Annotated in this window: 23 protein-coding genes; 14 read left to right on the plus strand and 9 right to left on the minus strand. The window is 60.3% G+C overall.

Annotation, left to right across the window (positions count from 1 at the left end):
- The first annotated feature begins 80 nt into the window (after positions 1-80).
- The 6 genes from lptF to rsmA all read left to right on the plus strand — a co-directional run bounded on the left by lptF (position 81) and on the right by rsmA (position 7,692).
- Entirely contained in the window at positions 81-1,268 is a 1,188-nt protein-coding gene (gene lptF, locus O6760_RS26245) for an LPS export ABC transporter permease LptF (RefSeq protein WP_269582603.1), read from the plus strand.
- Entirely contained in the window at positions 1,265-2,359 is a 1,095-nt protein-coding gene (lptG, locus tag O6760_RS26250) for an LPS export ABC transporter permease LptG (RefSeq protein ID WP_269582604.1), read from the plus strand. The genes lptF and lptG overlap by 4 nt, the downstream gene beginning before the upstream one ends.
- Before the next feature lie 4 nt (positions 2,360-2,363).
- Complete coding sequence (locus O6760_RS26255; protein ID WP_269582605.1) at positions 2,364-4,739, plus strand: LPS-assembly protein LptD; 2,376 nt, start codon at positions 2,364-2,366, stop codon at positions 4,737-4,739.
- Between the two features lie 146 nt (positions 4,740-4,885).
- A complete protein-coding gene (locus O6760_RS26260) occupies positions 4,886-5,806 on the plus strand; it encodes a SurA N-terminal domain-containing protein (protein WP_269582606.1) in 921 nt (306 codons plus the stop codon).
- Between the two features lie 5 nt (positions 5,807-5,811).
- Entirely contained in the window at positions 5,812-6,831 is a 1,020-nt protein-coding gene (gene pdxA, locus O6760_RS26265; RefSeq protein ID WP_269582607.1) for a 4-hydroxythreonine-4-phosphate dehydrogenase PdxA, read from the plus strand.
- Positions 6,832-6,840: 9 nt separating this feature from the next.
- Positions 6,841-7,692: a 16S rRNA (adenine(1518)-N(6)/adenine(1519)-N(6))-dimethyltransferase RsmA gene (gene rsmA / locus O6760_RS26270; protein WP_269582608.1), complete on the plus strand. Its 852-nt coding sequence runs from the start codon at positions 6,841-6,843 to the stop codon at positions 7,690-7,692.
- Here the strand turns inward: rsmA and O6760_RS26275 are convergent.
- The gene (locus O6760_RS26275) at positions 7,670-7,888 is read right to left on the minus strand and encodes a hypothetical protein (RefSeq protein ID WP_269582609.1); all 219 of its coding nucleotides are present in this window, start codon (positions 7,886-7,888) and stop codon (positions 7,670-7,672) included. The genes rsmA and O6760_RS26275 overlap by 23 nt on opposite strands.
- Positions 7,889-7,971: 83 nt before the next feature.
- On the opposite strand from O6760_RS26275, the gene O6760_RS26280 reads away from it, so the two are divergent.
- Complete coding sequence (locus O6760_RS26280) at positions 7,972-8,871, plus strand: LysR family transcriptional regulator (protein ID WP_269582610.1); 900 nt, start codon at positions 7,972-7,974, stop codon at positions 8,869-8,871.
- A gap of 210 nt (positions 8,872-9,081) precedes the next feature.
- Here O6760_RS26280 and O6760_RS26285 read toward each other — a convergent pair whose 3' ends face one another.
- The 8 genes from O6760_RS26285 to fabD form a co-directional block, all read right to left on the minus strand.
- A complete protein-coding gene (locus tag O6760_RS26285; RefSeq protein WP_269582611.1) occupies positions 9,082-9,531 on the minus strand; it encodes a hypothetical protein in 450 nt (149 codons plus the stop codon).
- 476 nt (positions 9,532-10,007) lie between these two features.
- Positions 10,008-10,706 carry a guanylate kinase gene (gene gmk / locus O6760_RS26290; RefSeq protein ID WP_269582612.1) on the minus strand — a complete coding sequence of 233 codons (699 nt, stop codon included), beginning with the start codon at positions 10,704-10,706 and terminating at the stop codon, positions 10,008-10,010.
- A 5-nt stretch (positions 10,707-10,711) separates the two neighbouring features.
- A complete protein-coding gene (locus O6760_RS26295) occupies positions 10,712-11,605 on the minus strand; it encodes a YicC/YloC family endoribonuclease (RefSeq protein ID WP_269582613.1) in 894 nt (297 codons plus the stop codon).
- Between the two features lie 44 nt (positions 11,606-11,649).
- Entirely contained in the window at positions 11,650-12,780 is a 1,131-nt protein-coding gene (mltG, locus tag O6760_RS26300) for an endolytic transglycosylase MltG (protein WP_269582614.1), read from the minus strand.
- A 122-nt stretch (positions 12,781-12,902) separates the two neighbouring features.
- Positions 12,903-14,168, minus strand: a complete 1,266-nt coding sequence (gene fabF / locus O6760_RS26305; RefSeq protein ID WP_269582615.1) for a beta-ketoacyl-ACP synthase II — start codon at positions 14,166-14,168, stop codon at positions 12,903-12,905.
- Between the two features lie 86 nt (positions 14,169-14,254).
- Entirely contained in the window at positions 14,255-14,488 is a 234-nt protein-coding gene (locus O6760_RS26310) for an acyl carrier protein (RefSeq protein ID WP_008194310.1), read from the minus strand.
- A 241-nt stretch (positions 14,489-14,729) separates the two neighbouring features.
- On the minus strand, positions 14,730-15,467 hold the full coding sequence (gene fabG, locus O6760_RS26315; RefSeq protein WP_269582616.1) for a 3-oxoacyl-[acyl-carrier-protein] reductase: 738 nt from the start codon (positions 15,465-15,467) through the stop codon (positions 14,730-14,732).
- 66 nt (positions 15,468-15,533) lie between these two features.
- A complete protein-coding gene (gene fabD / locus O6760_RS26320; protein ID WP_269582617.1) occupies positions 15,534-16,478 on the minus strand; it encodes an ACP S-malonyltransferase in 945 nt (314 codons plus the stop codon).
- A 534-nt stretch (positions 16,479-17,012) separates the two neighbouring features.
- On the opposite strand from fabD, the gene rpsF reads away from it, so the two are divergent.
- From rpsF to radA, 7 genes are all read left to right on the plus strand, one after another.
- On the plus strand, positions 17,013-17,423 hold the full coding sequence (gene rpsF, locus O6760_RS26325; protein ID WP_269582618.1) for a 30S ribosomal protein S6: 411 nt from the start codon (positions 17,013-17,015) through the stop codon (positions 17,421-17,423).
- 6 nt (positions 17,424-17,429) lie between these two features.
- Positions 17,430-17,678, plus strand: a complete 249-nt coding sequence (gene rpsR / locus O6760_RS26330; RefSeq protein WP_094070278.1) for a 30S ribosomal protein S18 — start codon at positions 17,430-17,432, stop codon at positions 17,676-17,678.
- Positions 17,679-17,788: 110 nt separating this feature from the next.
- Positions 17,789-18,388, plus strand: coding sequence for a 50S ribosomal protein L9 (rplI, locus tag O6760_RS26335; RefSeq protein WP_269582619.1), 600 nt, complete (start codon positions 17,789-17,791; stop codon positions 18,386-18,388).
- A 365-nt stretch (positions 18,389-18,753) separates the two neighbouring features.
- The gene (locus O6760_RS26340; RefSeq protein WP_269582620.1) at positions 18,754-20,238 is read left to right on the plus strand and encodes a replicative DNA helicase; all 1,485 of its coding nucleotides are present in this window, start codon (positions 18,754-18,756) and stop codon (positions 20,236-20,238) included.
- Between the two features lie 169 nt (positions 20,239-20,407).
- Positions 20,408-20,659 carry a PilZ domain-containing protein gene (locus O6760_RS26345; RefSeq protein WP_269582621.1) on the plus strand — a complete coding sequence of 84 codons (252 nt, stop codon included), beginning with the start codon at positions 20,408-20,410 and terminating at the stop codon, positions 20,657-20,659.
- 155 nt (positions 20,660-20,814) lie between these two features.
- A complete protein-coding gene (alr, locus tag O6760_RS26350) occupies positions 20,815-21,957 on the plus strand; it encodes an alanine racemase (RefSeq protein WP_269582622.1) in 1,143 nt (380 codons plus the stop codon).
- A gap of 25 nt (positions 21,958-21,982) precedes the next feature.
- The gene (gene radA, locus O6760_RS26355) at positions 21,983-23,377 is read left to right on the plus strand and encodes a DNA repair protein RadA (RefSeq protein ID WP_269582623.1); all 1,395 of its coding nucleotides are present in this window, start codon (positions 21,983-21,985) and stop codon (positions 23,375-23,377) included.
- The last annotated feature ends 58 nt before the right edge of the window (positions 23,378-23,435 follow it).

A 23,435-nucleotide genomic window follows, 5' to 3' on the forward strand; every position in this document is an offset into this window, starting at 1 on the left:
TGGGCCATTCACCACATTCCGTGTTATTCGGTGCCAGGCCGTTTATCGTCATTTTTGCAAGGACCCTTCCCGGCGCGCTTATGAATACGATTGAACGTTACATCATCCGCCGAACGGTCTATGCATTCACCCTCACGATTGCGGCGATGACAGGCGTGGTCTGGGCGACCCAGGCCCTGCGCCAGCTTGATCTGGTGACGTCCAAGGGCCAGACCATTGTCCAGTTCATCGGCATCACCATGCTGGCCCTGCCGTTCCTGATCGTGATCGTCGCTCCCTTTGCCTTGATGATCGCACTGATCCTTGTGCTGAACGCGCTGTCCGGCGACAGCGAGCTTATCGTGATCGACGCCAGCGGCGGGTCGAGGTTTCTTGTGCTGAAGCCCGTCCTGATCTTCTCCTTCCTGGCCATGCTGTTGACCGCAAGCATGTCGCTCTATTTTGCGCCCATGGGCCTGGCCCAGCTGCGCACGGAGATCACCCGGGTGCGCGCGGACCTTGTGGCCAACATCGTCAAACCCGGCCGGTTCATCACCGTGGAAAGCGGCCTGACCTTTCATATCCGCAACCGCACGGGCAAGGGCACGCTCGACGGATTGCTCCTCCACGACACGCGGGACGAGGAAACGGCGTTCACTTACCAGGCAGACACCGGGCAAATTGTCGAGGCGGCCGACCGGACACTCCTGATCATGCAAAACGGCACCATACAGCGGCGTCCGAAGCAGGAGGGCGACATCTCGATCGTCCGGTTCCAGTCCTATGCGTTCGACCTGTCCAATCTGATTCCGGAAGCGGGAGAACCCGTCTTCAAGGCCAGCGAGCGCACCACCGCAAATCTCATGGCACCGGCCCGCAACGATGCCTACGCCCTGAAGAATCCCGAAAAGCTCACCCAGGAACTGCATGAGCGCATCAGCCAGCCGCTTTATTGCCTGTCCTTCGGGCTGATCGTGTTCGCGTTTCTCGGCAAGGCCCGCACCACGCGCCAGGGGCGCGGGCTGGCGGTCCTCGGCGCCATTTGTGCCTGCATCCTGCTCCGGACGACAGGATTTGGCGTGACGGCCGTCTCCGGTGGAGCCACCGCTCTGCTGAGCCTTCTATACCTGGTGCCTGTCATTGGCGGTGTGTTGGCGATCATTTCGATTTTCCGGGAACAGCGCGGTGCCGAGCACAAGTGGCTGAGCGCCCTGCAGCATCATGTCCAGGACAGGATCGACGCCCTGATCGACCGTCTCAGCGGGCGCAAGACAGGGGGAGCCGCATGATCCTCGGCCCTACCCTCTCGCTGTATTTCTCGGGGCGGTTCCTCAAGGCGATCCTCGGCCTGTTCCTCTTCGCGGCTGCGCTGATCTTCCTGTTTGATGTACTGGAGCTGGTGCGCCGCGGTGGGGACCGCGAGGGCTTTTCCGTCCTTCGTGTCGCCCTGATCTCCCTCCTTCGGGTGCCGCTCCTTCTGGAACAGGTCATTCCGTTTACCGTCCTTTTCGGTGCCATCGCCGCCTTTGTCACGCTCAGCCGTGCGCTGGAGCTGGTCGTTGCGCGGGCGTCCGGCATTTCCGTCTGGCAGTTCTCCCTGCCGGCAATCGCGGTCGGACTCATCCTCGGCATCCTGTCCGTCACGCTCTACAATCCGGCCGCAGTCTGGTTTCAGCAGAAATCCGATGAAGTGGCCTCCGGCCTTTTCGGAACCGAACAGAGTTTCCTGATGTCGTCGTCTACGGACGTCTGGGTCCGCCAGGACGGCCTCGACGGGGAATCCGTATTGCTCGCCAAGCAATTGCTCGACGGCGGCGTCCGGCTTCTCGGCGTGACGATCTTCACCTTCGACAAGGACGGAACGTTCCGCGAGCGCATCGAGGCAGCCGAAGCCCATCTGGGAGACGAATTGTGGACGCTGGACGACGCCATCGTCTACACGACGGAGCGGGATCCCCAGCCCTACGGACACTATCAGGTCAGCACATTCCTGACAGCCACCGAGGTACGCGAGAGTATCGGCTCACCCGAATCAATTTCTTTCTGGAACCTGCCGCGCTTCATCGAGTTGGCGAGAAACGCAGGGTTACCCGCCTATCGCTACAATTTGCAATATCACACGCTGCTCGCCAGACCCCTGCTTTTAGTCGCAATGATTTTGATCGCGGCGGCAGTTTCCCTTAAAGTTTCGAGGTTTGGCGGATTGGGAAGTATGATTCTGGGTGGAATCCTGTCCGGGTTCGTGCTTTACGTTCTAACCGAGCTTGCCAAGGACTTCGGGGGCGCGGGTATCGTGCCGCCCCTCGTGGCTGCCTGGGCACCTGGAATATTTGGAGTACTTATGGGTTTGACAATTCTCTTGCATCAGGAAGATGGCTAAGGCGATGTCTTTTCCAGCTTTCCTGAACACAGAGATTTGGGCCGGTAAAGGCAGGTTGCTGGCCGCTGCGAGCGTTTGCGCGATCGCGGCGACGCTTTGCGTTGCCCAGGCGTCGCCCGCCGCGGCTCAGGACATCAGCGAGAGTCTTACAGACCAGATCAATCCCGACGCGGACCTTCTGCTTGAATCCAGCGAAATCACCTATGATTTCGACCGGGACCTGATCATCGCCACCGGCAATGTGCAGGTCTACTACGACGGCAACACCGTTCAGGCACATCAGATCATTTTCGATCGCAAGAGCCAGCAGCTCAAGGCGGCCGGCAACGTGATCTTTATTGAAAAGAACGGCAATGTCGTGCGCACCCAGGAAATGGTCCTGTCCGAGGACTTCTCCGAAGGGTTTGCGCGCGCGCTTCAGATCGACACGACCAAGCGGACGCGTTTCCTGGCCGAACGGGCACAGCGCGAAGGCAACAACATCACGTCGATCGAGAACGGCGTCTATACTGTCTATACCAAGCCGACCAATCCGCCGAACAAACCGCCGCTCTGGCGCGTGCGGGCCGAAAAGATCATCCACAATCAGCAGGAAAAGATCATCCGGTTCGAAAACGCCGCCTTCGAGGTTTATGGACAGCCGATCGCCTACCTGCCCTATCTGACCATGCCGGACCCGTCGATCAAGCGGAAATCCGGTTTCCTGATGCCGAGCGGCATTGTCAACGAAAAGCTCGGCTACGGCGTCACGGTTCCCTATTACTGGGCGCTCAGCCCCTACTTCGATGTGACAACCACACTGACGCCTCTGACCAAGCAGGGGCTCTTTGGCGATGTGGAATACCGGCACCGCTTCTCCGCCGGACAGGTCAGTTTTTCGGCTGCCGGCCTGTTCCAGGCCCAGCCAAGCCAGTTTTTCACCAGACGAGCCGATGAACGCTGGCGCGGCGCGGTCAACTCCACCGCCAATTTCAAAATAGCCCGGGACTGGACGCTCGGCTGGAACGTGACCTACAAGAGCGACCGAGCCTTCTTCAAGGACTACTCGTTCACCAGCTTCGGCGACAATGGCGAGACTTCGGAAGTCTACCTGAACGGCCGGACGGACCGGAATGCCCTGTCCGTGAAGGCTTACGCGTTCCAGATCTCGCAAGAGGATTATGTCGACAGCGCCTTCGATGCGAACGGTTTTTCCCCCGTCGGCAGCTCCCTGCAGGACAAGCAGCCTCTCGTCCTGCCGGTGATCGACTATGACTACGTGTTTGCGGATCCGATCCTGGCCGGCGAGCTCGCACTGACCGCGAACTTCACGTCCCTGACCCGGGATGAAACCGATGCCTTTTCGATCGACGGCGGGACAACACCGAAATTCCGTGGCGTGGACGGCACGTTCTCCCGCCTTTCCGTGAAAGGCAACTGGCGCCGAACCTTCATTGACCCGCTCGGCCAGTCGTTCACGCCCTTTGCCTATGTGCGCGGCGACCTGTTCTTCCTTGCGTCGCCGGATGCCGACGTGACGGCCCTGACCGGAGAAAGCTTCGTCGGCAGGGCCATGCCGGCAATCGGCATGGAATACCGGTATCCGTTCATAGCCACATTCGATGGCGGCAACCAGATCCTGGAGCCGGTCGCCCAGATCGTTGCCCGTCCGAACGAACAGCGGATCGGCGAGCTGCCCAATGACGACGCCCAGAGCATCGTCTTCGACACGACGACGCTGTTCGATGCCGACAAGTTTTCCGGTTTCGACCGCGCCGAGGGCGGCACCCGTCTGAATGTCGGCGTGAACTACAAGCTGCAACTCGACAGCGGCTACTATGTCAGCGGCCTGTTCGGTCGATCCTATCTGCTTGCAGGGGACAATTCCTACGCCATTCCGGACATTCTCGGCGCAACACAGGATTCGGGTCTAGAGACCAACCTGTCCGATTATGTCGGCAGCCTCTACCTGGACACCCAATACGGCGTCAAGGTCGGCGCCCAGGCCCGGCTCGACAAGGATGACCTTACCTTCAACCGGGTCCAGGCCCAGGCGAGCGCCATCTATGGCCCGGTGGTCTCCTCCCTCGCCTATGCCTTCCTGAATGCCCAGCCCGATGTCGGCATCGACTCTCCGCGCGAAGAACTGCTCGGCTCGGCGAGCTTGCGGCTGGAGGAAAACTGGCGGGTGTTCGGCTCCTTGCGCTACGACCTTCAGAACAGCGATTTCGTGCAGGACGGGTTCGGCATCGGTTACGACGACGAAGGTTTTTCTTTCTCGGTCACCTATGCTGAAGACCGCAGCCGGAACGACGGCGAAGAGGTCGACCGTACGCTGTATTTCCGTATCGGCCTGAGGACGATCGGAAACACCCAGGTCTCCAGTGGTGCACTCAACTAGGTGTGATCGCGCACGGCAAGTCATGATGCCGCCACGAATTGAGGCAACATGCGTGCGAACTTTGATATTTCGGCCATGATATGCGAAACATCATGCGTTAAACATGAACTTCGGTTTGGCTCTTCGCCAGCACGGATGGTTATTCAATGCGACTTCGTCTCGTCCCCGTACTCCTTGGCCTCGCGCTTGTCCTGACAACACCCTTCTCCGCGCCCGTACAGGCCGCGATCAGGGTCATCGTCAACGATGTGCCAATCACGGATTATGACATCAGTCAGCGAGCCCGGCTGATCACGCTGACACAGCGTAAATCGGCGTCCATCGCCAAGCGCCAGGCAAAGGAAGAGCTCGTTGACGATCAGGTCAAGCTTGGTGAGGCCGAACGCATGGGCATCGACATCAGCAGTGGCCAGGTCGACAACGCCTTCAACAACATTGCCCGGAACGTGAAGATGTCTCCCGGCCAGTTGTCCAAGGCCCTGCGTCAGGGGGGTGTCAACCCCGACACGCTCAAGGCCCGCCTGAAGGCCCAGCTCGCGTGGAACCAGATCGTCCAGGCCAGGTTCCGCGGCAAGATCGACGTCAACGAGTCCGATATCATCGCAGCGCTCAAGAAAACGGACGAGGAAGAGCGCCTGAAATCCGTCGAATACGATCTCAAGCGGATCATTGTCGTGGTTCCGAAGAATTCCTCCGGCGGATTCAAGTCCAAGCGCAAGCGCGAAAGCAATCAGATCCGGGCCGCCTTCAAGGATTGTGAAAATCCTGGAAGCGTGCTCGGCAAATACAGCGAAGTGGTGGTTCAGCCGATTGGACGCCGGCTGGAGACCGAGCTGCCGGAAAGCGTGCGGGACGAGATCCAGTCGATGGATCCGGTCGGCCTGACCAAGCCGAACACCACACCGGTCGGCTACGAGATGATTGCCGTTTGCGGCAAGCGCGAGATCGCGTCCGACATTGCGGTGCGTACCGAACTGGAAAACGAGCTGCGCGCCAAGGAAGGCGAGAGCCAGTCCCGCCGCTACCTGATGGAAATTCGCCGCCGCGCCACGATCATCTACCGCTGATCGGCATGGGCTCGCGTCAACAGCCACTTGCCGTCAGCATGGGCGAACCGGCCGGTATCGGGATCGACCTTGCCCTGCTGGCCTGGTGCAACCGCAAGGCGCTCAAGTTGCCGCCGTTCTATGTGCGCGGTGACGAGGCGCTGTTCCTCGACAGGGCAGCCAGGCTGGAACTCAATCTCCCGATCGTGTCGACCACGCCTGACCAGGCGTCGTCCCTGTTTGCCAAGGCCCTCCCCATCGTCCAGACGGGACCGGCACTCGCCGACCGGCCCGGTGAAGAACAGGCGGACACGGCACCATCGGTCCTGTCCTCCATCGAATCCTGTGTTGAGGACATTCACGCCGGGCACGCCTGCGGTCTCGTCACCTGTCCGATCAACAAGGCAGCGCTGTACGAAACCGGCTTCTCCTTTCCCGGCCATACCGAATATCTGGGGGACCTGGCCAAAAGATACTGGCCCGATGCACGCGTGCGGCCCGTCATGATGATCGCGGGTCCGGAACTCATGGTGGTGCCGGTTACCATTCACATTGCCCTGAAGGATGTTCCCTCCAGGTTGACCAGTGACCTGATTGTCGAAACGGCAACGATTGCCGCAGAGGACCTTAAAGCACGGTTCGGCTACGAGGATCCGCGTCTGGCGATTTGCGGTCTCAACCCGCATGCGGGCGAAAACGGCGCCATGGGAACGGAAGACCGGGATGTGATCGCACCAGCCGTCGAGACGCTGCGCGCACGCGGGCTTTCCGTAAGCGGCCCGCTCCCTGCGGACACTCTTTTTCATCCTGAGGCGCGGGCACACTATGACTGTGTCCTCGGCATGTATCACGACCAGGTGCTGATACCGGCGAAGACAATCGGTTTCGACGACAGCGTCAACGTGACTCTCGGCCTGCCGTTCGTGCGGACATCGCCCGATCACGGTACGGCCTATGCGCTGGCCGGGACCGGCAAAATACGCATCGACAGTTTTGCCGCGGCGTTGAGAATGGCCGCCGCGCTCGCACTTCCTGAAAAGTACTAAGGGCAGGATATGGCCCAGATCGACGACCTGCCTCCCCTGCGGGACGTGATTGCCGCACACGGGCTCAATGCGAAGAAATCGCTCGGCCAGAACTTCCTGCTCGATCTCAATCTCACGTCCCGCATCGCCCGTTCGGCCGGGAGGCTGGACGATTGCACGGTTCTGGAAATCGGTCCGGGGCCCGGCGGCCTGACACGGGCCTTGCTGGCTGCCGGCGCCAAGAGGGTTGTTGCCATCGAAAAGGACAGCCGGTGCCTGCCGGCCCTTGCCGAAATCGCCGCACATTACCCCGGCCGGCTGATGGTCATCGAAGGCGATGCGCTCGAGATCGACCCGGTTGCCGTAACCGGCGGAGACAAGGTCCGTATCGCCGCCAACCTGCCCTACAATGTCGGCACCCAGCTTTTGATCAACTGGATTACCACCCCTGACTGGCCGCCCTTCTGGCAATCGCTCACGCTGATGTTCCAGAAGGAAGTCGGCGAGCGCATCAGCGCGGAACCGGGTTCGAAAGCCTATGGCCGGCTGGGAGTCCTCGCGGGCTGGCGCTGCAAGGGCGGCATCCTCTTCGACATCAGCCCGAAAGCCTTCACGCCGCCACCCAAGGTCACATCCGCCGTGGTGCACCTGACCCCCAATCCCTCGCCCCTCGCCTGCGATCTGAAGGCCCTTGAAAAGGTGACCGCGGCTGCCTTCGGCCAGAGACGCAAGATGCTGCGCGCCAGCCTCAAGGCGCTGTCAGCGGACGCGGAAACCCTGATCGAGGCGGCCGCGCTCAAGCCGACCGCGCGTGCGGAAGAAATCGACATCCCCGGGTTTGTCGCTCTCGCCAACACCTTCAGGTCTGCCGGGGCCGTCTAGGCGCAACTTCGGACGGGGCCTGCTCCCGTTTCCGGCACCGGCCACGCTGCACCGCTGCCCGATTGTCAGGGTCGTCCAGACCGAGGTCCCGTGCCATCCAGGCGGGCAGGTCCTCCGGATCAAGCGCCGTTCGGGGCGCGGCAAACAGGACGATGCGTTTCTTTCGGAAACAGTTTCGGAACATGGTCATAATCATTTTCAGCCTCATGCGTGATGGACGGAAAATGGCAGACCATATTTCCAATGTAATTGAATAATAATGCATGATATCATTCATTTATGAATAATGACGATTTTGATTGGGATGCGGTGCGGGTGTTTCTCGCGGTCGCCGAACATCAGAGCCTCAGCCGGGCCGCCGAGACCCTGAACCTGTCCCAACCCACGGTCGGGCGACATGTTGGCCGTCTCGAGGAACAGCTTGAGGTCCAGCTGTTCGACCGGCGGCAGACCGGTTACGAGCTCACCGGCGCGGGGCGAAGGCTGGTCAAGGTGGCCCGGACCATGGCGCGCGGCGCCGCGGATTTCGGACGCGCGGTCGACCTGGAAAAGTCAAGTTCACCGGAGCAGGTCTGCCGGGTCACGCTCGGGGAATGGGGCCTGCATTATCTGACCCAGCGGGCCGACAATATCACCCGCGGTCTAGACAACATCCGTCTCGAGTTTTTCGCCGACGATGCCTTCTGGGACCTGAGCCGGAATTCCGCCGATATCGCCATCGGCAACCGGCCACCGAAGCACCCTCACCTGATCGCCCAGAAGCTGGGTGTCATCTCGTTTCACGTCTATGCAGCGCCGGGCTACCTGGAACGTCATCCGGACGCGGAGGATCCTTCCACCTGGCAGAACCAGGTCTGGGCCGGCTATTGCGGCAGCCGTGCCCGGCTGAAGTCGTCCCAGCTTCTCAACGAGATCCTGAAAGGTCGTTCCAGCCGCTACGCGGTCAACAGTTCCGTTGCCCTGTTCAACGTCCTGCAAGCCGGCGATGCGATGGGGGTCTTGCCTGACTGGATCGCAGAGACAGAAGGTCTGGTGCGGCTCTCCGGAACCCCGCTCGCCGTGGGAGATTCCTGGATGAGTTTCCACGAACGGCTGCGCCTGCACCCGGTGCTGGTCACGGTGAAGGACCGGATTGTGGGGCTGTATCGGCAGAGGTATGCGGAGGCTGCGGGGATGTGAGGTCCTCCCCTAAGCGCAACGACTCGACCGTTGTTGATCTAACGCGCAAAATTCGAATGAGACCGGAGAAGGCGTATCGATTTTTCCGCTTAGTTGGCGAAGGTCATCCACCAAATCGGTCGCTTGCGATAGTGCTCAGACTTTTGCGAGATGGAAAATTGGTAACTTGGCAACATCTCGCCCAATTAATGATGTTCAGAGCAGATTAGATCAACAATCAATTTTTTCTGGCTTCTGAGTAAAGCCGCCATAGTCATTAGCTACATCCTCAATCCTATCTGCGAATGTAAATCGAAGCAAAAGTAGTTTCCCATCCACGTTTTCGAACTCCATTAAAAAGTACAAATTCCCTTTCCCTTTTAAATTCATGACAGCGAAATATTGTTTATACAGGTTATCTAGATCTACAACCAGAAAAGCTGAGCCTGCAACATATTCAAATTCTTTCAGAAGGCCAAAAGAATTTTCGGCTCTACTGCGTGCTTCTTCACTATAAGAAAACATATTCACGAGTTCTGAGGTTCCAGCAAGTCCACCTTTATTTGCATAAGCAGATACAAGTTTGCAAATATCTGCTTCAGGAGAGTATTCCTTTGCTTGAACCGCAGTTGACGCATAAGTTGATACTAAGTAAATCATTAGCAATATTATTCTGAACATGAACAGCTCTTCCTACTTCTGAGATTTTCATTGCGTATCGAGAATTTAAAACCTTACCCCATAGTTTCAAACTGAACTATTGAGGCGACGGATTTGGCATGTCAACCTTCATGTTCTACATCTGCCGTCTCAGTTTATTGGCACGCTCCTGTCCCGGAAGGCACGAGATCCCTTGACTTCGGATCCTTCAGCGCAAAAGCGGTCTTAAAGGTCACTCGCGGACGGTGGTATGTTCGGTACACTGATGTAAAGCATATGGCGTCTGCGCACGTCTTCGCTTCGGTGGATGAGCGTTTGCGTTTTAGAACTAATGGGACGAACCATGTCTGCTCACCGGCACGCCTGAAGGGCATGAGATCCTAGATGCCTTGCATCAGGCGCTGAACGCGGACCGCTGATGCCTCGAACACCGCAATGCACTGCTACGGGCCAGCCCTGCCTCGTTCAGTCCTTGATCGTACCGAGCCGACCTACCTTCACCCCTCGCCGCCGAGCTCCGCTTCCAGGTCGTCGACCATGCCCTGGATCAGCGGGCCGATCTTGGGCGAACGAAATTGCTTCAGTCGTTCCGCCCGCAGGATGGCGCGGACATTTTCATAGGCCCGTTCCAGATCGTCATTGACGACCACGTAGTCGTATTTCGACCAGTGCCGCATTTCACCGACAGCGGTTTTCATGCGCTTTGCGATGACATCGTCCGTGTCTTCGGCCCGCCGTTTCAGGCGGGATTTCATCTCTGCGATCGACGGCGGCAGAATAAAGACGGAGACGACATCGGAGCGCATCTTCTCATAGAGCTGGAAGGTGCCCTGGATGTCGATATCGAACAGGATGTCCCGGCCGCTCTCAATGGCGTTTTCGACGGGGCCACGCGGCGTCGCGTAGTAGTTGCCGTGCACTTCCGCCCATTCCAGCAGTTCGTCGTGCTCTCGCATCTGCTCGAAACGCGCGCCATCCAGGAAATGGTAATGCACGCCATCGACTTCGCTGGACCGGCGCGGCCGTGTCGTGACGGAAATCGACAAGGCCAGATTGTCTTCGTTCTGTAGAAGCAGGCGGGCGATGGTCGACTTTCCGGCACCGGACGGCGACGACAGCACCAGCATCAGGCCGCGTCGCTGCTGCTCGGCCTCGTCCGCGCTGACGGTGGTCCCTTTTGCGGGCGCGTCGGTCATAGGGTCTACTCCAGGTTCTGTATCTGCTCACGCATTTGATCGATAACGGCCTTCAAGTCCAGCCCGATGGCTGTCAGGTCGACGTCATTCGACTTGGAGCACAACGTGTTGGCTTCGCGGTTGAACTCCTGGGCCAGGAAATCCAGCCGCCGACCAATGGCGCCGCCGCTGTCCATCAGTTCCCGGACCGCGCTGACATGCGCGTGAAGACGGTCAAGCTCTTCGCGAATGTCCGCCTTGGTCGCCAGGAACACCGCTTCCTGATGCAGACGCTGGGGCTCCAGCTGACCGTCGGACGCTTCCATCAGCTCCGCCACCTGCTTTTTCAAACGTGCCTTGATCGCCTCGGGCTTGCGTGCCGGAAGAATTTCCGCCGCCTGGGTCAGCTCGGCGATCCGGTCGATCTGGTTGCGCACGACACCGCCAATGGCCTGGCCTTCCGTGTGGCGCATGTCGACCAGATCGATCAGGGCGCCGTCGAGAGATGTCAGCAAAGCCTTGTGAAGCGCGGCCTGAACCTCTTCGTCTTCCTCCGGCTCCTTGAGCTCGAACACGCCCTTCTGGGACAGGATACCGTCCAGAGAGGGCGGCGTCAGATCGGGAACGCGGTTCTTGAGGAGTTCGATGGTCGCCAGAACCGCGTCCAGCGCGGATTCATTGACCTGCAGCTGCTGTTCGGACTGGTCCCTCTGCATCGCCAGTCCGACCGAGACATTGCCGCGCCTGAGCACGCGGCTGCAGCGCTCGCGAATCCTGGGTTCCAGCGTTTCCAGGCCAGTCGGGATACGGATGCGCAGATCCAGGGACTTGCCATTGACTGATCTGAGTTCCCAGGTCCAGCGGACGGCTCCGGATTCCCCAAGAGCCCGCGCGAATCCTGTCATGCTGGCAAGTGCCATCTGCCCCTCCGGTATATGCCGTCCGGCGCCTGCCGCTCAGGCGGTCAATTGGATGTCGCCGGCTGCGTGTCCTGGTTCTGTTCTGCCTGGCGGCGCTCCCGCTCGATCTTGCGCCATTTGCGGACGTTCGCCTGGTGCTGTTCGTAGGTCTCGGCAAACACATGCCCACCGGTGCCGTCCGCGACAAAATAGAGGTCGAGCGTCCGCGACGGGCTGGCGACCGCCTCCATGGCGGCGCGGCCCGGATTGCCGATCGGCCCCGGCGGCAATCCGTCGATCTGGTAGGTGTTGTACTTGTTTTCCTTTTTCAGGTCGGACTGCGTGATCGCAGACCGGTCCTTGAGCCAGGCTTCTCCACCGTAGAGACCGTAAAGGATGGTCGGATCGGACTGCAGGCGCATGTTCTTGTTGAGACGGTTGACGAACACGCCGGCGACCCGTGAGCGCTCATCTGCCAGCGCCGTTTCCTTCTCAACGATCGAGGCCAGAATCACCAGCTCTTCGGGCGTGGATACCGGCAATTCGTCGGAGCGGCGCTCCCACACCTCGGCCAGAAGCTTCTCCTGCGCCGCCTTCATCTGGTCGAGAACGCCCTTGCGGGTCATGCCGCGCGCAAATGTATAGGTTTCCGGCAGCAGCGAGCCCTCCTCGGGAACCTCCGTGATTTCTCCAACCAGAACCGGATGTTCGCGGACCCGCTCGATGATCTGGGCAGTTGTCCAGCCTTCCGGGATGGTCACGGAATGCGTAACGGCATTGCCTTCCACGAGATCGGTCATGATCTCCTGCATGGAAACACCAGGCGCGAAGGCATATTCACCGGCTTTCAGCTTGGTCGCATTCTTGTAGAAACGGATACCCAGATTGAAGATCCATTCGTCAAGGAGACTGTCGTCGATGACACCCTGGCCGGACAACCTGTCGGTGATGCCGGACAAGCCGGCACCGGAGGAAATGACGACCGTCGCATTTTCCTCGAGAGGTCCGGCCTGTTCGAATTTCTGCTTGCCGAAATAAAGCGCGCCACCGACGGCGGCCAGACCGAACACCGCCAGCGTGATTAAGAGATTGATCAGGATCACAAGCGGATTGCGCACATGACGGGAACGTTGCGGCGGGCCCGGCGCAGGTTCCGGCTGCAAGGCTTCTCGCGGGCTTTTCGGCTTAATGCGCATGTCGGATCGCACCTCCAGGATCGAGCCCCCGAGCTCCCGGCTCAGGCTCAAACGGACCAGTTGTCACAAAAAAACTCGGGCCGGACCGACAGAATCGGTCCGGTCCGACGAATTTGAAGGGGTTATGCGGCAACTTTACGGAAGACGAGCGAAGCATTTGTGCCGCCAAATCCGAAGGAATTCGACAGCGCAACATCAATGTTAAGCTTCTTCGGCTTGTGCGGCACCAGATCGATTTCCGTTTCCACTGAGGGATTGTCAAGATTGATCGTCGGAGGTGCCATGCTGTCGCGGATCGCCAGAACCGAGAAGATCGATTCAACGGCACCGGCGGCACCGAGCAGGTGTCCGATCGAAGACTTGGTCGAGGACATGGTCAAGTCGGACGCATGCTCGCCGGCAAGGCGTGTGACCGCTCCGAGCTCGATCTCGTCGCCGAGCGGGGTCGAGGTTCCGTGGGCGTTGACATAGTCGATATCGGCCGGCGTGACCTGGGCGCGCTTGAGCGCGGCTTCCATGCACCGGTACGCACCGTCGCCGTCGGATGACGGCGCCGTGATGTGATAGGCATCGCCGGACAGCCCGTAGCCGATGACCTCGGCGTAGATATTGGCGCCACGGCGGACGGCGTGCTCGTATTCCTCGAGCACCACGACACCGGCCCCCTCGCCCATCACGAAACCGTCGCGGGCGACGTCGTAGGGGCGAGACCCTTTTTCCGGCTCGTCGTTAAAGGCCGTGGACAAGGCCCTGCAGGCTGCAAACCCGGCCAGGGCCAGCCGGCAGACCGGAGATTCCGTTCCACCCGCAACCATGACGTCCGCATCGCCAAAGGCAATAAGCCGGGAGGCGTCGCCAATGGCATGCGCCCCGGTCGAACACGCGGTGACGACAGCGTGGTTCGGACCCTTGAGGCCATGCCGGATGGACACGTAGCCACCGGCAAGATTGATCAGGCGGCCCGGAATGAAAAACGGAGAAACCCGGCGCGGCCCCTTTTCGGCCAGCAGATGCGCACCCTGTTCGATGCCCTGCAGCCCGCCGATGCCGGACCCGATAAGAACACCTGACCGCGCCTGCTGTTCGTAGGTCTCTGCCTTGAAACCTGAATCGGCCATCGCCTGGTCGGCGGCAGCCATTGCATAGACGATGAAGTCATCGACCTTGCGCTGTTCCTTGACGTCCATCCAGTCGTCCGGATTGAACGCACCTTCAACCGAGGAGTCGCGTGGAATCTGGCAAGCGATTTGGCAAGCCAGATCGTCGACCTTGAAATTCGTGACCTTGTTGGCCCCGCTCTTTCCCTCAAGGATTTTTTTCCAAGTGACATCGACACCACAACCCAGTGGCGTCACCATGCCCAACCCAGTTACGACAACTCGCCTCATACACCCGCACTTACGTTGTAAGGGCCTGGCGGGGAACTTGCCCCGCCGGCCCAATCTTCAAACATTCGTCAAGAAGGGCCGGGCCCTTACTTGTTGGCTTCGAGAAACTTTACAGCGTCGCCAACGGTCAGAATGGTTTCTGCCGCGGTGTCCGGGATTTCCACGCCGAATTCTTCTTCGAAGGCCATGACCAGCTCAACGGTGTCAAGGCTGTCTGCACCCAGATCGTCGATGAAGCTTGCGCCTTCGACAACCTTTTCAGCGTCGACACCCAGGTGCTCAACGACGATTTTCTTTACCCGATCCGCGATATCGCTCATTTTTCACTTCCTTAGTTTTTCTATTCATCACTCGCGAAACTGCCCCGGACCGTTGTGTTGCCAGCGGCGGTGCGTGATCGCGGCCTAGGACGTCCTCGCGCCTTGGAACCGGATTCCCGGTTGATCGGCGCAATTCGTAACAATCGGCGGGTTGGTAACACACTTTGTTGACCTTTACCAGCCGGTCCAGACCGCTTCGGAGCGGCCCGGATTCTTTTTGCCTGCTCGGCGAAACTTCCTTTTAAATCATAGCCATGCCGCCATTGACGTGCAGGGTCTGCCCCGTCACGTAGGCGGCTTCGTCACTGGCAAGGTAGAGGGCGGCCGAGGCGATCTCGGCAGAAGTCCCCAAACGGCCTGCCGGGACGCTCGTCAAAATCGATTCTTTTTGCTTGTCATTGAGCGCGTCGGTCATCGCCGTTTCGATGAAACCCGGTGCAATCGTGTTGACAGTGATGTTGCGGCTGGCCACTTCCCGCGCGAGGGACTTGTACATGCCGATCATGCCCGCCTTGGCAGCTGCGTAGTTGACCTGCCCCGGATTGCCGGTAACACCGACCACGGACGTGATCCCGACAATCCGCCCGGAACGACGTTTCATCATCCCCTTGATCGCGGCACGGCACAGGCGGAACCCGGAAGTCAGGTTGACTTCCAGCACCTGGTCCCACTCCTCGTCCTTCATGCGCATGAAGATGTTGTCACGGGTGATGCCGGCATTGTTGACCAGAATGTCGACGGAACCCATTTTCTCCTCCGCGGCCGGCAACAGCGCGTCAACGGCGGCACGGTCGGACAGGTTGGCAGGGGTAACGAAGGCGCGCTCGCCAAGATCGGCGGCAAGTGCCTCCAGCTTTTCCGCCCGCGTGCCGGACAACGACACCGTAGCGCCCTGCGCATGAAGCACCCGCGCAATGGCTTCGCCGATTCCGCCGGTGGCTCCGGTGACGAGGGCGTTCTTCCCTTCCAAGCTGAACATATGGGGTCCTTCCGTTGTTCTTTCCGGCCCGGCCGGGCCACGTCGGGGTCCAGGCAGGTATAAGCCTTATTGGGAGATCTTTTCCATAAGGCTGTCGATATCTTCCGGCGTGTTCACGGCGATGCCGGAAGTTTCCCGGGCAATCCGCTTGACCATTCCGGTCAGGACCTTGCCGGTGCCAACTTCCACAAAAGTGTCAACGCCGTTCTCGGCCAGCCAGGTCACGCTCTCGCGCCAGCGCACCGTTCCGGTCACCTGTTCCACCAGGCGGTCGCGGATCTCGTCCGCATCGGTGATCGGTCGGGCGAGCACATTCGCAACAAGCGGCACCTTCGGAGACCGGATCTCGGCATTGGCGAGAGCTTCGGCCATCTTGTCGGCCGCCGGTGCCATCAGCGAGCAATGGAACGGGGCACTGACCGGCAGCATCACCGCCCGGCGCGCACCCTTGGCCTTGGCGATCTCCACGGCACGTTCCACGGCGGCAAGATGGCCGGACACGACCACTTGACCGGGCGCGTTGTCGTTCGCGGTCTGGCAGACTTCCCCCTGGGCCGCCGCAGCGGCGACTTCGGCGGCAACGTCAAACTCCAGTCCGAGCAATGCGGCCATGGCCCCCTGCCCGACCGGCACAGCGTTCTGCATGGCATCGCCGCGCACCCGCAGCAAACGGGCGGCCGTGGCAATGTCGAGACTGCCGGCTGCCGCCAACGCGGAATATTCGCCGAGGGAATGCCCGGCCACGAAAGAGACGCGTGCGGCAAGGTCGAGTCCGCGGGCTTCCAGAACACGCATGGTTGCGAGACTGACGGCCATGAGCGCCGGCTGCGCATTGGCGGTCAGCGTCAGCGCATCGTCGGGTCCGCTCCACATGACGTCGGAGAGCTTCTGCCCAAGCGCCTCATCCACTTCGTCGAAGACGGCCCTGGCTTCCGGAAACGCATCGGCAAGGGCCTTGCCCATACCGACACTCTGGCTGCCCTGTCCTGGGAATGTGAAAGCGATGGTCATCTGGGAGCGCCTCCGTAGACTCGTGCGCGGGCCTTGCAGATCCTGGCAGCAGGCCGACGGCTTTTTTTGAAAGCGGAACTTAAGACAGCCCGGCAGGAGCTGAATTGAAACGTTGGCGCGAGGCTATGATACGCTCTTGGGCGGACTGTCAAGGCCTTGCGGCCAATCATTTCCCAAAATCGCGCGCTTTTCCGAGATTTCCCCTTGCTTGAGGCTCGCCCCTGCGCAATGGGACAGGGAAGGAACAAGGCTCCGGGCTTTCCAGCAGGTTTACCGTAAAAGGCCGGGCAAAGACAGCTTTCCCTGTCTTTCGCAGCAAAATCTCCGGGCCCCACTTGCATTTTCGCCAGAACAGAGTATAGACCGCGCTTCATCCGGGATTTGGCCGGGGGCTGAACGGAAGGGCGCAAGCCAGGATCGTAAGGGATCCGACTTCCCGTGTTCCCGCTCTCGTTGGATTTCTCGTGCCTTTCCGAAGTTGCGAGGAGGCTCTGCGCCGATCCCGCGTTGTCAACATGAGAAAGGCTTGTTTCCATGCCTCTTTACGAGCACGTCTTCCTGGCACGCCAGGACGTTTCGGCCCAGCAGGTCGAACAACTCGTCGAACAGTACAAGGGCCTCATCGAAGGCGCTGGCGGCACTGTCGGCAAGGTGGAAAACTGGGGTCTGCGGACCCTCGCTTACCGCATCAAGAAGAACCGCAAGGCTCACTACACCCTGATGAACATCGAAGCACCGCATGCTGCCGTTGCCGAAATGGAACGTCAGATGGGCCTCAGCGAAGATGTCCTTCGTTACATGACCTTCCGCGTCAACGAGCTCGAAGAAGAGCCGTCTGCAATGATGCAGAAGCGTGACCGCGACGACCGCCGCGGCGGTGGCCGTGGTGACCGTGGCGACCGTCCGGGTGGCAGCCGTCCTCCGCGCCGGGCAGAAGGGGAGTAAGAGATTATGGTTGATATTGCACAGATGCCGAGCCGCCGCCCGTTCTTCCGTCGCCGGAAGACCTGCCCGTTCTCCGGCTCCAACGCTCCGAAGATCGACTACAAGGACATCCGTCTGCTGCAGCGCTACATCTCTGAGCGCGGCAAGATCGTGCCGAGCCGCATCACCGCGGTGTCCGCGAAGAAGCAGCGTGAACTGGCCCGTGCCATCAAGCGCGCCCGCCTGCTCGGCCTGCTGCCCTTCGTGATCAGCTGATCCCTCCTTCAACGAGGGACTTTTCTCCCGGGCACGCCCGGGAGACTCGAATTGGGACCGCGGGCAAACGGTCTCTAACCATCGATGAGATGGGACAGTAGGAGAATACCATGCAAGTCATCCTTCTTGAGCGTATCGCAAAGCTCGGCCAGATGGGCGATACCGTTCGCGTTCGCGACGGTTATGCCCGTAACTTCCTGCTGCCGCAGGGCAAGGCGCTGCGTGCCAACAAATCCAATCTCGAGCGGTTCGAGCGCGAGCGTGCTCAGCTCGAGGCCCGTAACCTGGAACGCAAGAGCGAAGCCGAAGCCGTTGCTTCCAAGCTCGACGGCGAATCCCTGGTGATGATCCGCTCCGCCGGTGAAACCGGCCAGCTCTACGGTTCCGTGTCGACGCGTGACGTCGCCGAAGGCCTCACCGCCGCCGGCTTCACCGTTGGCCGCAGCCAGGTCGAACTGCGTACCCCGATCAAGACGATCGGTCTGCACAATGTCCTGATCCAGCTGCATCCGGAAGTGGAAGTCTCCGTCTCCGTCAACGTTGCCCGTTCGGAAGACGAAGCCGTCCGCCAGGCAGCCGGTGAAGACCTGACCACGCCGGAACAGGACGTCTTCGAATTTGAAGAAGAAGAAGAAGGCGACGCTGAAGCCGAAGGTTCCGAAGAAGGCGAAGAAGCCTCCGAGGAAACTCCGGCCGAAGAAGAAGCCTGATCGCTTCCACCTGCTTTCACAGTTGACGAAAACGGCGCTGAACTTCAGCGCCGTTTTTTGTTTGCCGGCAATCCTAATTCCAGGTTACGGCCAGGGGCTCATCCGGCGCTCTCACTTCTCGGCACAAGACATTGAATCCCCTTGGAAAAAATTAACTGGTCATTAACCTCTCAAAATATCCTATTATTTTCAAAGGCTAAGCTCTACAGCCTTGAGTCTTCAATCAGGTTCAGAGTCAAGCATGTTTCGACTCTTTCCCCGCTGATCTGTGAAAGTCAGTGGGAATCAAAAACGGCTGTTTTTGTTCCTTGAGACACTCATCGCCAGAGAGTATTCCCAATGAACTTGGGTCATCGGGGGACGATATGAAGGGCACATTGCAGAAGGTCGAGACGGAAGAGGACATCCAGCGCCTTGCACCGCATAACGCAGAAGCCGAACGACAGTTGCTGGGTGCCATTCTCGTCAACAACGAGACATTCTACCGGGTGTCCGACTTTCTCGAGCCGCATCACTTTTTCGTGCCCTCCCACCAGGACATCTACGAGAAGGCGAGCCATCTGATCCGTGCGGGCAAGACCGCCTCCCCGGTCACGCTGAAGACATTCTATCCGGCCGACGCCAAGATTGCCGACCTGTCCGCAACTCAGTTTCTTGTCCGTCTGGCCGGTGATGCCGCCTCCATCATCAACGCCGAAGACTATGGCCGCTCGATCTATGACCTGGCCATCCGGCGGAACCTGATCCGCATCGGCGAGGACATGGTCAACATCGCCTTTGACGCACCGATCGACGTGCCGCCGGAACAGCAAATCGACGATGCCGAACGCCGCCTGTTCGAGCTGGCGGAAACCGGACGGAGCGAAGGCGGATTCGTGTCGTTTGGAGACGCTCTTTCCGAAACCATCGAAATGGCCCATGCGGCCTATAACCGCGAGGGTGCCCTGTCCGGCATTTCCACCGGCCTCAGGGAACTCGACCGGCTGATGGGCGGCCTGCAGCATTCGGACCTGATCGTGCTCGCCGGACGTCCCGCCATGGGCAAAACCTCGCTGGCGACCAATATCGCCTACAACATCGCCCAGTCCTACAAGGCCGAGGAACAGCCGGACGGGTCCCTGAAAACCGTCAATGGCGGCGTCGTCGGCTTCTTCTCGCTGGAAATGTCGGCAGAGCAGCTGGCAACGCGTATCATTTCCGAGCAGGCAGAGATCTCATCCTCGAAAATCCGGCGCGGCGACATCACCGAGGCCGAGTTCGAAAAACTGGCTGCCTGCGCCCAGACCATGCAGACCGTGCCGCTGCACGTGGACCAGACCGGTGGCATTTCCATCGCCTCACTGGTGGCCAAGGCCCGGCGGCTGAAGCGTCAGCGCGGTCTTGACCTGCTGGTGGTCGACTATATCCAGCTCCTGTCCGGTTCCGCCAAGAATTCCGGAAACCGCGTCCAGGAAATCACCGAAATCACCACCGGCCTGAAGGCACTGGCAAAGGAACTCCAGGTGCCGATCATCGCCCTGTCGCAGCTGTCGCGCCAGGTGGAAGCGCGTGACGACAAGCGTCCGATGATGTCGGACCTTCGTGAATCCGGCTCCATCGAGCAGGACGCCGACGTGATCCTGTTCGTGTTCCGCGAGGAATATTACCTGTCCAAGACGGAGCCGGAGCCCGACACGGTCGAATACGAGAACTGGCAACGGGACATGGAGCGGCTGAAGGGCAAGGCCGAGGTCATTATCGCCAAGCAGCGTCACGGTCCGACCGGAACCGCCAACCTGCACTTCGAAGGGCAATACACCCGCTTCTCGGATCTGGCTGAAGACGACCATCTGCCGGAACGCTACGAGTAGCCGAAGAAACCGGCGGGATTATCCCGACGGTTGCGACATGACAAACCCGCTGTTGCTCGCGAAGCCCAAAATTAAATTGATGTTAAATCCCTATCTTCACTATAGGTTGCACTATTGAACGAATTTCCTTTTCAAGCGGGCGCCCATTTTGACTCCGATGCAAAAACTGTTGGAAGAAGCGCGCGTCTTTCCTCGCAGACGATGCAAGTGGCCCGGCCTGCTCAAGCAGGAGGCGACCCATCGCCCCTGTGTGGTTGAGGATATCAGTGTCGGCGGCTGCCGCCTTGCCACCAACACCAAAGACCTGGAACCCGATCAGCGCGTCACGATCGAAATCGAAAGCCGGAAGCTGCGCTTTTATGGAGAGGTCCGCTGGGTCCGAGACGGCGAGACCGGTATCGAATTTCTCTACATGGATTGATGCGGATCGGTCCGGCACGGAAAACGGATCCTTGCCTGCTTACGCGCGGTACTACCGCATTTTTCCGGTCATCTTCATTGGCCCAACGGCATCCGGATTTGCTACGCTCCCATCAGCCCAAAGCAACTGATTCTGAGCGGAGAAACAGGCGGAACGTGTCGACCTCGCAAACATTGTCCTTCCCGTCCCCCCTCTATGGCGGCCGCCTGACGGTCGATCTTCAGGCCATTGCCTCGAACTGGCGCTTTTTAAACGGCAAGACCCGCGCCGAAACCGAATGCGCTGTTGCCATCAAGGGAGACGCCTACGGCACCGGCCAGGAAAAGGTGGCGCCCGCGCTGTTTGAAGCCGGATGCCGCACGTTTTTTGCCGCCGTTCCAACGGAAGCCATCCAACTGCGCAAAATCCTTCCCGGCGCGGTGATCTATGCCCTCGATGGCCTCTTCCCGGGGACCCATGAGCATTATCTCGCGCATGACATCCGTCCGGTGCTTGGTTGCCTTGAGGAACTCGAGGAATGGACAGTGGTCTGCAAGGCGGCGGGACGGTCCTTCGATGCCGCGGTCCATGTCGATACGGGCATTCACCGTCTTGGCCTGTCGGCAGCGGAATTCACCTCGGCCATGACGGACAAGGACCTGCTCGGGCCGTTCCGGCCTTCTCTGATCATGAGCCACCTGGCCTGCGGATCGGCGCCCGACAATCCGATGAACCGCCGCCAGCTCGATCAGTTCCGGGAAATCACCGCACCGTTCGCGGACGTTCCACGCTCGCTGGCCAACTCCGCCGGTGTGCTGATGGGGCCGGACTACCATTTCGATCTGGTCCGTCCGGGAATATCGGTTTACGGCGGCCAGGCCATCGAGACCGAACCGAACCCGATGGCGCCGGTCGCCAGGGTTGAGGCGCGCATCATGATCGTGCGCGACGTCCCCGAGGGCGACACAATCGGCTACGGTGCGACGCAGATCGCCAGGCGGCCCCTCAGGAACGCGGTCGTGGCAGCCGGATATGCCGACGGCATGCTGCGACGGGCCAGTTCCACCGACGACCGGCCGGGCGGCTTCGGAATGATCGGCGGATACAGGGCGCCGATCCTTGGCCGGATTTCCATGGACATGATCACGCTCGACGTCACGGACGTGCCGGAACATCTTCTGAAACGCGGCGCGTTTGTGGAAATGCTGGGTCCCCATGTTGCGGCTTCCGACCTCGCCGCCTATGCCGAGACCATCGACTACGAATATCTGACAAGCCTCGGGCGGCGCTTTGAGCGCGTCTATGGCCCTCTGACCTGATCAGGCAAAGTGCGAAGGAAAGCGGATGGCGCGGCGGTCCACATCATTTGTCTGCCAGTCCTGCGGGACAGTGACCTCCAAGTGGGTTGGCCGCTGTGAAAACTGCGGCGAATGGAACACAATCGTCGAGGAGCAGACCGGCGGCGGCATTGGCGGCGGCCCCGGACGGGCCGCGCGCAGCAAGGGCCGCGTGGTGCAGCTGGTAGGGTTGTCGGGCGACTCGAAGGAAGCCCCGCGCATCCAGACCAAGGTGGCCGAGCTCGACCGGGTCACCGGCGGCGGCTTTGTCCGCGGTTCCGCACTTCTTGTCGGCGGAGACCCGGGCATCGGCAAGTCGACGCTTCTGATTCAGGCCGCAGCCCAGCTCGCCACGCTCGGGCACAAGACCGTCTACATCTCCGGCGAGGAGGCGATCGGCCAGGTCCGCCTCAGGGCGGAGCGGCTCGACCTGTCCGGTGCACCTGTCGCGCTGGCCGCCGAGACCAGCGTGGAAGACATCCTTGCGACGCTGGAGGCGGACAAGGCCCCTGCCCTGCTGATCCTCGATTCCGTTCAGACCCTGTGGACCGACCAGGTCGAATCCCCACCGGGAACCGTCACGCAGGTCCGGGCCTCGGCACAGGCCATGGTGCGCTACGCCAAGAAAAACGGCACGACGCTTGTGCTGGTCGGACACGTCACCAAGGACGGACAGATCGCCGGTCCCCGGGTGGTCGAGCACATGGTCGATGCCGTGCTCTATTTCGAGGGTGACGGGGCACACCAGTACCGGATCCTGCGCTCGGTGAAGAACCGTTTCGGCGCAACCGACGAGATCGGTGTCTTCGAAATGACCGGCAAGGGTCTCGTGGAAGTTCCCAATCCGTCGGCCCTGTTCCTGGGCGACCGCAACACGTCCGCACCCGGCGCCGCGGTCTTTGCCGGGCTGGAAGGCTCCCGCCCGCTTCTCATCGAAATCCAGGCACTGGTGGCACAGTCCTCTCTCGGCACGCCCCGGCGCGCGGTGATCGGTTGGGACAGCGCCCGCCTGTCGATGATCCTGGCGGTTCTTGAAGCGCGTTGCGGCGTACGGTTTTCACAGCACGATGTCTATCTGAATGTGGCCGGCGGCCTGAAAATCAACGAGCCCGGCGCCGACCTCGCGGTGGCCGCGGCCTTGATCTCTTCACTCAGCGGGCTTGCCCTTCCGGCCAATAGCGTCTATTTCGGCGAAGTCAGCCTGTCCGGGGCCATCCGACCGGTGGCCCAGGCGCAATCCAGGCTGAAGGAAGCGGAGAAACTCGGCTTCGACCAGGCGTATTGCCCCGAGGGCAACCTCAAGGACAATGCGGCTACGTCCTTCAAGGCGACCGGACTGCCGGAACTTGGGGACTTTGTTGCCAAACTCTCGGCCGAGGCTAGTGCCTCGGGGGACAATTGACGCATGATGGTCGCGGGTTCGAACTGAAGGCATATGCGCAGTACTGAGCGCCAGACAG

It is taken from the genome of Roseibium sp. Sym1 (assembly GCF_027359675.1).
GTDB lineage: Bacteria > Pseudomonadota > Alphaproteobacteria > Rhizobiales > Stappiaceae > Roseibium.

Excerpts from the sequence above, each read along its gene's own strand:
- O6760_RS26260 (WP_269582606.1), top strand. The coding sequence starts at position 4,886 with ATGCGACTTCGTCTCGTCCCCGTACTCCTTGGCCTCGCGCTTGTCCTG.
- fabF (WP_269582615.1), bottom strand. The coding sequence starts at position 14,168 with ATGAGGCGAGTTGTCGTAACTGGGTTGGGCATGGTGACGCCACTGGGT.
- radA (WP_269582623.1), top strand. The coding sequence starts at position 21,983 with ATGGCGCGGCGGTCCACATCATTTGTCTGCCAGTCCTGCGGGACAGTG.
- O6760_RS26275 (WP_269582609.1), bottom strand. The coding sequence starts at position 7,888 with ATGATTATGACCATGTTCCGAAACTGTTTCCGAAAGAAACGCATCGTC.
- rpsR (WP_094070278.1), top strand. The coding sequence starts at position 17,430 with ATGGTTGATATTGCACAGATGCCGAGCCGCCGCCCGTTCTTCCGTCGC.
- mltG (WP_269582614.1), bottom strand. The coding sequence starts at position 12,780 with ATGCGCATTAAGCCGAAAAGCCCGCGAGAAGCCTTGCAGCCGGAACCT.
- gmk (WP_269582612.1), bottom strand. The coding sequence starts at position 10,706 with ATGACCGACGCGCCCGCAAAAGGGACCACCGTCAGCGCGGACGAGGCC.
- rpsF (WP_269582618.1), top strand. The coding sequence starts at position 17,013 with ATGCCTCTTTACGAGCACGTCTTCCTGGCACGCCAGGACGTTTCGGCC.
- O6760_RS26340 (WP_269582620.1), top strand. The coding sequence starts at position 18,754 with ATGAAGGGCACATTGCAGAAGGTCGAGACGGAAGAGGACATCCAGCGC.
- rsmA (WP_269582608.1), top strand. The coding sequence starts at position 6,841 with ATGGCCCAGATCGACGACCTGCCTCCCCTGCGGGACGTGATTGCCGCA.
- lptG (WP_269582604.1), top strand. The coding sequence starts at position 1,265 with ATGATCCTCGGCCCTACCCTCTCGCTGTATTTCTCGGGGCGGTTCCTC.
- fabD (WP_269582617.1), bottom strand. The coding sequence starts at position 16,478 with ATGACCATCGCTTTCACATTCCCAGGACAGGGCAGCCAGAGTGTCGGT.
- O6760_RS26295 (WP_269582613.1), bottom strand. The coding sequence starts at position 11,605 with ATGGCACTTGCCAGCATGACAGGATTCGCGCGGGCTCTTGGGGAATCC.
- pdxA (WP_269582607.1), top strand. The coding sequence starts at position 5,812 with ATGGGCTCGCGTCAACAGCCACTTGCCGTCAGCATGGGCGAACCGGCC.
- rplI (WP_269582619.1), top strand. The coding sequence starts at position 17,789 with ATGCAAGTCATCCTTCTTGAGCGTATCGCAAAGCTCGGCCAGATGGGC.
- fabG (WP_269582616.1), bottom strand. The coding sequence starts at position 15,467 with ATGTTCAGCTTGGAAGGGAAGAACGCCCTCGTCACCGGAGCCACCGGC.
- O6760_RS26255 (WP_269582605.1), top strand. The coding sequence starts at position 2,364 with ATGTCTTTTCCAGCTTTCCTGAACACAGAGATTTGGGCCGGTAAAGGC.
- O6760_RS26310 (WP_008194310.1), bottom strand. The coding sequence starts at position 14,488 with ATGAGCGATATCGCGGATCGGGTAAAGAAAATCGTCGTTGAGCACCTG.
- O6760_RS26285 (WP_269582611.1), bottom strand. The coding sequence starts at position 9,531 with ATGTTCAGAATAATATTGCTAATGATTTACTTAGTATCAACTTATGCG.
- O6760_RS26280 (WP_269582610.1), top strand. The coding sequence starts at position 7,972 with ATGAATAATGACGATTTTGATTGGGATGCGGTGCGGGTGTTTCTCGCG.
- lptF (WP_269582603.1), top strand. The coding sequence starts at position 81 with ATGAATACGATTGAACGTTACATCATCCGCCGAACGGTCTATGCATTC.